The 2,185-nt window shown below is 45.3% G+C and carries 3 protein-coding genes; all 3 read right to left on the bottom strand.

Features of this window, described 5'->3' with window-relative positions:
• Positions 1 to 797: acetyl-CoA C-acyltransferase (locus AC1M9M_RS14775; RefSeq protein WP_481596705.1), on the bottom strand; the 797-nt coding region annotated here is incomplete at its 3' end.
• Between the two features lie 129 nt (positions 798 to 926).
• A complete protein-coding gene (locus AC1M9M_RS14770) occupies positions 927 to 1,580 on the bottom strand; it encodes a 3-oxoacid CoA-transferase subunit B (protein ID WP_481596704.1) in 654 nt (217 codons plus the stop codon).
• Positions 1,581 to 1,600: 20 nt separating this feature from the next.
• A partial coding sequence (locus AC1M9M_RS14765) for a 3-oxoacid CoA-transferase subunit A (RefSeq protein WP_035270774.1) occupies positions 1,601 to 2,185 on the bottom strand: 585 nt, incomplete at its 5' end.

Here is a 2,185-nt window from a genome sequence, read left to right as displayed (position 1 = left end):
GCAATCAGAATCGCAGCAGCACCATCATTAATGCCTGATGCATTACCTGCGGTTACTGTACCGTCTGCTTTTACAACAGGTTTTAACTTGGTTAACGCTTCTAAAGTGGTTGAGGCACGAGGATGTTCATCTTTTGCCACCACAACCGCATCACCTTTACGCTGTGGAATAGTCACAGGCACGATTTCTTGATCAAAGAAACCGCGTGCTTGCGCTGCAGCCGTACGTTGTTGGCTGGTTAAAGCAAATTGGTCTTGATCAGCACGGCTAATATTAAACTGTTCAGCCACGTTTTCAGCCGTTTGCGGCATGGTTTCAACACCATACATTTCTTTAAGCTTCGGGTTGATAAAACGCCAGCCCATGGTGGTGTCTTCAATCTTTTGACTACGACCAAATGCACTCTCAGATTTACCCATCACAAATGGTGCACGTGACATAGATTCAACACCACCTGCCACAATCACGTCAGCTTCACCAGCTTTAATGGCACGCGCGGCCATTGCTACGGTATCGAGTGATGAACCACATAAACGGTTGACTGTGGTTGCAGGTACTGTATAAGGAATACCTGCTAAAAGCGCCGACATACGACCGACGTTACGATTATCTTCACCGGCTTGGTTGGCACAGCCAAATAAAACGTCATCGACGACATTCCAATCCACAGAAGGGTTACGTTCCATTAAGGCTTTTAATGGCACTGCACCTAAGTCATCCGCACGGACAGGGGCTAAACCACCGGCATAACGACCAAAAGGCGTACGGATGGCATCAATGATGTATGCGTTTTTCATTTATTTATGTCCTAAATCTTTGAATCCCTCCCGACCTCCCTTTGAAAAAGGGAGGAGTCCACCCGCTTAAATTAATTGGATGGATAGTCCCTCCTTTAATAAAGGAGGGATTTAGGGAGGATTGATAAATTAGCCTTGAGTCGCATCAATGAGTTTGGCACCCGTCATCGATTGAAGTTCTTCAAAAGATAAGCCTTCAACTTTCTCAATCACTTTCATGCCTTCAGGTGTTACATCAATCACACAAAGGTCAGTATAGATACGATCTACACACTTTAAGCCTGTCGCAGGATAAGTCAGCTCAGCAACGATTTTAGGTTCGCCTTTTTTAGTGACATGATCGGTGGTAATAAAGACTTTTTTCGCACCCACGGCTAAGTCCATTGCACCACCCACAGCAGGGATGGCATCAGGTGCACCGGTATGCCAGTTTGCAAGATCACCATTTTCTGCGACTTGGAAAGCACCCAGTACCGCGATGTCTAAATGACCACCACGCATCATGGCAAATGAATCACCATGATGGAAGAAAGCTCCGCCTTCTAGCAGGGTTACAAACTCTTTACCTGCGTTAATTAACTCAGGGTCACGGTCTTCTTCCGCAGGGGGTGGACCAAAGGCCAATAAACCATTTTCAGAATGTAAAAAGACATCTTTGTCAGCAGGTAAATAGCTCGAGATTTTAGTTGGTAAACCAATCCCAAGGTTGACATAAGCACCATCAGGAATATCTTGTGCAACACGTTCAGCAATTTGATCACGGGTTAATTTTTGATAACTCATTTTATTTCTCCAATCTCAAATTACTGCGCAGGTTGAACTTGTACAACGTGTTGTACAAAGATCCCAGGGGTGATGATGTGTTCAGGATCTAAGGCACCGAGTTCCACGACTTCTGATACTTGTGCGATGGTGATATCTGCTGCCATGGCCATAATTGGACCAAAGTTACGTGCAGATTTACGGTACACCAAGTTCCCCCAGCGATCGCCCTTATGCGCTTTAATTAACGCAAAGTCAGCTTTGATTGGATTTTCTAAAACGTAGTCTTTACCTTCATAATTCATGGTTGGTTTGCCTTCAGCGAGCAAAGTACCAAAACCTGTTGGTGTGTAGATTGGACCTAAGCCCATACCCGCCGCTTGAATACGGCAAGCCAAGTTGCCTTGCGGTACAAGTTCTAACTCGATTTTGCCTGCACGGTAGAGTTCATCGAAGACATAAGAGTCAGACTGACGAGGAAAAGAACAGATGATTTTACGTACAGCGCCTGCTTGTAACAGTTTAGCCAAGCCGTAATCACCATTACCTGCGTTGTTGTTGACGATCACTAAGTCTTTAATACCGAGTTCAATTAAGCCATCGATGAGTTCAGCAGGCTGACCTGC

This window comes from Acinetobacter sp. ANC_7503, from assembly GCF_056780035.1.
This window is presented reverse-complemented; position numbering and strand designations above follow the sequence as displayed.